The organism is Chamaesiphon sp., assembly GCF_041737865.1.
In the GTDB taxonomy this organism is placed as follows: Bacteria; Cyanobacteriota; Cyanobacteriia; order Cyanobacteriales; family Chamaesiphonaceae; genus Chamaesiphon.
The window spans coordinates 1-6,738 of the sequence record NZ_JBGSQZ010000329.1 but is presented as its reverse complement, the minus strand read 5'-3'; the positions used below and the strand labels follow the sequence as shown (position 1 = coordinate 6,738).

The 6,738-nt window shown below is 44.2% G+C and carries 6 protein-coding genes and 1 pseudogene; 2 read left to right on the top strand and 5 right to left on the bottom strand.

Annotated features, from left to right (window positions below; translation table 11 throughout):
- Positions 1-196: 196 nt before the first annotated feature.
- The 4 genes from ACEW9J_RS25965 to ACEW9J_RS25950 form a co-directional block, all read right to left on the bottom strand.
- A complete protein-coding gene (locus ACEW9J_RS25965) occupies positions 197-370 on the bottom strand; it encodes a hypothetical protein (RefSeq protein ID WP_373547956.1) in 174 nt (57 codons plus the stop codon).
- Positions 371-460: 90 nt separating this feature from the next.
- Positions 461-2,656, bottom strand: a complete 2,196-nt coding sequence (locus ACEW9J_RS25960; protein WP_373547955.1) for a phosphoketolase — start codon at positions 2,654-2,656, stop codon at positions 461-463.
- 388 nt (positions 2,657-3,044) lie between these two features.
- On the bottom strand, positions 3,045-3,956 hold the full coding sequence (locus tag ACEW9J_RS25955) for a DUF1194 domain-containing protein (protein ID WP_373547954.1): 912 nt from the start codon (positions 3,954-3,956) through the stop codon (positions 3,045-3,047).
- A gap of 459 nt (positions 3,957-4,415) precedes the next feature.
- On the bottom strand, positions 4,416-4,781 hold the full coding sequence (locus ACEW9J_RS25950) for a hypothetical protein (protein ID WP_373547953.1): 366 nt from the start codon (positions 4,779-4,781) through the stop codon (positions 4,416-4,418).
- A gap of 720 nt (positions 4,782-5,501) precedes the next feature.
- Between ACEW9J_RS25950 and ACEW9J_RS25945 the strand changes: the two genes are divergently transcribed.
- Both ACEW9J_RS25945 and ACEW9J_RS25940 read left to right on the top strand, forming a co-directional pair.
- The gene (locus ACEW9J_RS25945) at positions 5,502-5,897 is read left to right on the top strand and encodes a hypothetical protein (RefSeq protein ID WP_373547952.1); all 396 of its coding nucleotides are present in this window, start codon (positions 5,502-5,504) and stop codon (positions 5,895-5,897) included.
- A 65-nt stretch (positions 5,898-5,962) separates the two neighbouring features.
- Positions 5,963-6,436: an ATP-binding cassette domain-containing protein gene (locus ACEW9J_RS25940; protein WP_373547957.1), complete on the top strand. Its 474-nt coding sequence runs from the start codon at positions 5,963-5,965 to the stop codon at positions 6,434-6,436.
- 128 nt (positions 6,437-6,564) lie between these two features.
- Here the strand turns inward: ACEW9J_RS25940 and ACEW9J_RS25935 are convergent.
- Positions 6,565-6,738, bottom strand: a pseudogene (locus tag ACEW9J_RS25935) (ISAs1 family transposase); the annotation flags it as partial.

Genomic DNA, 6,738 nt, shown 5'->3' with positions numbered 1-6,738 from the left:
GGACTTTTGTCCGTCAATCAGGTTCGGATGATTAATAAAAATTATGATTGATTATAGTTGCATCCTAATTTTTAATGAATTAAATTAGATCGATTAACGATCGATCTAATTTAATGCCATTTATTGACTTTTTCAGCAAGCCCTAGGTAAGCACCTAGATCGATTGTCGTCATCGTCGCGAAATCTGGTTTCGTACTCATACAAATTTCCATGCTCCTTGAGGATCTACGTCTATATCAATCGATTCTTTGGCTAAGATAATGACATTGCCAGTGCGTCGATCGATTACCGCTAAGTCGATTGAGCAATATTTACTAGTTAAGTCACAATAAAGCTGGAAACATTTTAATGCCTGTGAGGTAGTGTACATTCGATCCATTTTTTATAATCTTTCCTCACCCATTTATTTCGAGCGATATTGAGGTAGGAGCATATAAATTGCTCCTACCTCGATCGAATCTTAACCCACCAACTCTAATCCCCGCTTACATAAAGCCTCAGCAGTGATGCCATTAAATGCCATCAACTGACCCGCCGTAGCAGTAGTTTCGCCGCGCTTCCAGGCAAAGGTATCACGGGGTGAATTCGATCGCAACATCACAGGTTCTAACATTGCAGGTGCGCCACCTGTAACGCCGATTAAGGCATTGCCACCAAAGATTTCGGCGAACTTCTCATCAGAGAGGAAGCCGCCGTCAGGTTCGCTACAGGTATCCCAGGCGACATCGCTAGGGCGATAGAGGCGACGCGGATTGATAATCGAGACGATTTTCGAGCCGATGCCTTCGGTTTTTAAAAACGCAGCGGCTTCAAACGCTGGTGCTAGCGTCATGTCGCCGATAACTGCGAAGACTAGTTGCTTATCGCCAGGGATGTCTTGCAAGACTACCGCGCCATCTTCCAAACCCTGACGAGTTTGGGCGAAGGTGGTGCGGATGGGTAAGGGTGATTTGCTGGCGGTGATGACTACGCCTTTATTTTGGGTAGTTAATGCCCAGTCATAGCAGACTTGGATACTATTTGCATCGGGTGGGAAGACGGGGAAGACATTCCCATTTCGCATCATTGAGGCGAAGTAGGCTTCGATTTCGGGGCGTTGGTGCGTCCAACCGTTGCGCCCCTGTTCTAGTGCCCCTGCGGTGTAGAGGGTGATGGTAGAAGGTGTGGGACGTCGCAGTTCTGCCATTGCTTGGGTGACGGTTTGCCAGATAGGTAAACCGTTGATAGCGAAGGATTCGTAGGAACACCAGAGGGTACGCGCACCCATCAAGGCGAGTCCTGCGGCTAGTCCCGCGCAAGCATCTTCGCTCAGGGGTTCGTATACTTGCCCGTCGGGTGCTTGGAAGTATAATTCGTCGGTGGTGGGGTGGATGATTTTCAGGGCTTGGTTGATATTGGCAATCCCTGAAGCTTCATTCCCATCGGCATTACTGACGATGAAGTTTTTGTCTTGTTGCCCCACATAGCCGACTAATCGCCCCATTGCAGTGGTGGATACTTTAGCTTCGCCGATTGCGTATTCTTCGAGCGGAAGGGTGCCGAGGTTAGGTACTGGGAAGACTGATTCGGTAATGGCTACTTTAGATGATGAACCACCGCCAGCACGTTCGCAGTTAGTGCGTACTAGTTCCCAGGCTTGGAGATGGAGGGCGCGAGTTTTCAAGCCACTAATAATGTCGGCATTATCGAGGGTGTGGTGAGCGTAGAGGTTATGAGATTTGGAACCTGTGGCGTGAACTCCCGCACCTTTGAGTTGTTTGATGATAAAGACGGTTAATTTGCCACTCATGGCAGATTTAGCAGCTTTATCCACACCAGCTAAAATGGCTTGAGTAAAGGCTAACCGTTGCTCGATCGACAATAACGTACTATCAACATATTCACCCGTCTGATTTTTATCGTCGAAATCCTTGGCATTCACCAAAATGACTTCATCAAAACCATTAACCGTCCAATAACTCAGCATCTGTTGATTAGTCTTGGTAGACACCATACTATGGTGCTCCTGAGAATAACCATTCCACACCAACACAGGTAAGAAATTCGTCACCGTCGGAAACGCAGTATGGAAATGCTGGATTGCACTGATAATATATGGCTCACCCAAACCACCATCGCCGACAGTAAAGGGGAATAATTTATCAGTGTGCAATTTCGCCGCAGACATGGCGAAATGTTGACCTTGACCGAGTGGCCCTGCTGGCGCGAGAATACCTGGTATAAAGCCGGACAAGTGCCCAATCAGCCCATCTTTTTCGCGGAACTTGTCGCGCAATTGTTGAACGGTATCGATACCCATCGCTTCGAGAGACCTGTCGAGAAACATGGCACTATAAAATCCAGGCGCATGATGTCCGACTTCGGTCAGGATATTCTTATGTCCGAGCATCACCAACGAAGCGTAGACTTCCGCTTGACTAGCAAATCCGCCAGGATGTCCCGATGCTTTACTAGCGCAGACTTGAAGCGTGAGATAACGCAGCGCGTCGGCATAGAGCAGGGTTTGAAAAGCAGCAGCGGGACTGCTGGAATCAGCTATTCCCGTTTGCCCAGCAGCGATAACTGGTGTCTTACCATAGGTATCGAATCCTGGGAGCAATTCCCCAAAATACTGAATCCCTTCGGCAAAGGCTGGAGTCTGAACCGCAGTAGTCATAAATAATAGAGTTCAATATACAATCGACCTCCATTATCCGATGTCTGTGACCCTTACGGATAGAAGTTATGGCGATCGCAGCGATGGAAACCGAACTACAATCGATCGAATTAGACCATCTCAGATCTGGGAGTGGGAATCGAACAACTCGATCGAGGGCAATTTACCACATATAATCAGGAAAATCTCCACAAGCTATTTGATGAGATTAGAACACAGGGTAGAACGGATTTAGGGCAGGCGACATGAGCTTTCAAATTCGTTTTTCTGAGAGCGCGAAACAAGATTTGCGGGATATTCGGCGTTGCGGAATTAAGGTCTAAAAGCCGTAGTAGGGTCAATTGATGAGTTGACCCTACTACGGCTTTTAGAGATCGAGTGGAGTTTTCTACAGTTTATTAGTAGCTTTAAACCGCTTTCTCAGACGGAATGCAGCAGCACCACCGACGAGCGTGCCGACAACTGTAAACGGTTCGGGAACGGCGGTGGTTGGGGGCTGTCCCTGCTGGATTTCGAGAGTAATTTTATCCTCAACTGCAGTAGTAAAATCACCAAAGGTGTTGGCAACCTTGACAAAGCTATTAGAACCACCTTTAATGTTGTTGTTATACCAGGCTTCTAAGCCAGACTCACTACCCAAGATGGCTAAGCCGTTGATAGCATCAATACCACTAGCAAGGGCATTATCACGAGCAGTTGCCGTGGTAGACGGTCCTGACCCGTCCCCAGAAACGTCAATTACCTGACGTAGAGAGGTAAAGCCATTTTCAGTGCCACCAGTTTCAGTTCCAAAGCGGGGAACGATAAAGTTAATAGCTGAACCGGGATTTGTACCACCCGTGAAGGGGCGGGCAGCAGCACCGATAGCACTGGCAAAACCTTGAGACGCAGCAAAACTATCAATCAGAGTCCAGTTTACGGCTTGCTGTTGAGTGCCAGTAGTTGACCAGTAAACGAAGGTAGCGGCAATTTTACCAGTACCACCATTGTTCTTCAGTCCATCAATGACGTTCCAAACCGCAGGATTATTAAAGGCATTGACATAGCCCGCCCGCTGTAAGTTGAATTCAGTGGTGTCTACACTGCCAGAAACATCGACCAGTAAAGCCAACTCCAGATCCACTAGTGTCGCGGCTTTTGAGGGGATGGCAACAAACACGCCTGCCAATGCTGTCAGCGTAATTGCAACGCCACTAAACTTAGCAGTTAAGTTACCGCTCGATTTGGCAAACAATCTCGAAAAAGATTCTAAATTACCTGAGTTAGATAACTCAGGCAACTTAAAGCACAATTTGGTCATCTTTTTTAAATTCCCTAAGAATGAAGTTACTGGATTAGTACCAATACTAAAGTGCTGTGTATCTTATTAAGCGTGGCTTGTTGCCAAACTCGTTCCCACTCGATCGACCATTCGCTTCAGTGGCTCTAGATTTTGCAGCTTGTATTATACGGTATATATCAAATTGGATAATACAGTAAATTCACAAAATTCCGAATCAGCACAATGGCTGATTATTTTGTCAAGTCAAAATAGATCTAAACTGAAAAATCTATCGAAATTTCTTACGATATCGCTGTCGATCGATTGGCTATAAATGCTTGTAAATGCCTGATTTATATCGATTTTGGCGATCTTTCCCAGTTGGATTGACGGAGATTTAATTTAAGCTAACGATCGAGTTAGATCGGCATAATAGCTGAGGCGCATACATTTCTGATTGCTGGCAATGCAAAGTCAGCATCGCCGCCACTCGATCGATTAATCTGGTCGATCTAATGAAAAGAGTTGAGTATCAACCGCACTGACATAATCACGATCGGTGAGAGTATCTGGAGTCAATTGCTTTGCGGCGATCGCTGCCTTAATCACATCTTTAGCCGTAATCTGTTGGTAATGATAACCAAAGATAAGCGAAGCAAATCCAGGGATACCTTGGCTCCGATACATCCCTTGATAAGCCAGTGAAACTAATTGAAACGGGGTAATTTGGCTGCTAGGTTCGATCGCGATCGTCAGAGCGATCGATTTAGGCTCATTGCTAATACTAGTTGTCGCCTGAACTGATGTAGTTGCAGCCAAGGATAGACAAAAAAGTGACAAACTGGCAATTGTAAAGTACTTCATTAGCGATCGGTTATCAATTATTCAACCTAATTACTATCATAAGACTCTTTCCTGAGTTGGTCTCGATCGATTGCCAAGTGATGGACTGCGTTGAAAATTGCCAGAACTGGAAAAAGATAGAATCGCCCGAGCGTTAATAATGAAGTTTGCAATGGGTACTATTTAAGAGGGTATGTGCCCCAATTTTTATGCAACCCCCAGCCAATTTCTTAAAACCCTGGATATATTTATCAAAACAGCGGTTCTCAGCACTTTTAATCGTGGGATTTTTGCTATGGAGTTCCCTTCTCATTATAGAAACTGTCAATGTTCAATACTCCTGCACTCCCATGATTAACTGGGATCGAAAACTGCGAGATCGGTGTCCCCCTCATACGCACAAAGATGGGAGAGTATCCCATAAGACAGGCAAAGGTAGTGATGGAACCGGAACATCTAATAAAGGCGGTGAGAATGGAACCGGAAAAAATTCCAAAGGCAGTGGGAATGGAACCGGAAAAGACTCCTAAGGAGGCCTCCAGAAATTGATCGCGCAGCATCCTGCCGAGGCAATAATTGCGGTTGCCGGAGTAGGTGCAGGAATTGCCGCGCTCGCAGGTGCGCCAATTCTTGTAATTGTTGGAGTAGGAATTGGTATTGGTATGGCTACAAAATATGCTTTGACATTAGCAAACCACACTCTTCCATTTATGTAGTTTAAATTTAATCAAACTAGTCACAATGCAACCATCTTCTGACCATCCTGAAACCTCTCCGCTTGTTCCTCATCCTGAGACTACTAATTCCATCACTGAAAATCCTAGTTCTATAGAAAAGCTAGAGCTATTCTCTAGATTAATGCCAGCATTATCTAGTATTTCCTTGAGTAAATTGATTGTGGGTGGGCTAATCTTTTTAGGTCTTCCAGTTACTTTCTTTGTTTTTACTAAAGGGACACAAATCTGTTTATTCAGTTATTGTCCTCCAATAATTGTAGATCCTCTAACGGATGATTTTTTGGCATTTGCAGTTGGATCGGGTACTTTGATGGTATTTACGACATTTGCTGCAATACCACTTCTACCTGCGATTGCTGCATCTATAGGTGTTTGGCTTGTGATGCAATATTTTAATTAGATTTGTCCAAATTAACTTTCCAGAAAAGAGAATGACCAGAATTACGATCGAACTTTGCAACATTTATAAGAATTTCAATCCGAGGGTTTTCCAAAAAGCCGATTCTAGAGAATATCGATTTAACTATTTATCAGGGTGAGTTTGTAATTCTCAAAGGAGAAAATGGATCGGGGAAATCAACTCTCTTAAATCTCATTCTCGGAATTGTCAAGCCTAGTAGTGGTACAGTCAGTCTGATGGGATTGTCTCCTCAACTTCCTGAATCTAAAATGTTTTGGCAGCAAATACGCCTGTGTCGAGAGCAGGGAGTCACAATTTTGATGGTGACTAATAACAAATCTGACTGGCATCTGTTGGAACAACTGGCAACCCGTACCATCACACTACATAAACTGGCAGAATCATCTAAAAGTTGTCAACTGGTTGAGGATAATCTGCCAGAGAATAAGCAGACAATAGCCAGGGTGAACGCACCAAAATGGGGTACATTTGGATCGATAAAAATTAAAACAGCCAATTCAATAGTACTTGTCAACTAGTTGCCATCACGACAATATCAACTGAAACTAAAATCAAATATGAGATTGTATTAATTAAATTTAGTGCAGCATAAAGCTTGACTAAATATCTTTAGTCAAATTGAGATTAATTGTGTAGCAAAAATAAGTTACAGAATGGCTTCCAAAAGTTCAATTGAATATTCTTCATCAAGCCCTGCTAGAAATCTCTTGCTCTTAACACTTAGCTTTCGGCTCTTGTTTTGACCAATTATATTAATAGCTATGTGCCTTAAAACAGCGAAGTTAGCTGGAGCATTATCCTTTCTGATTCGACTATCATC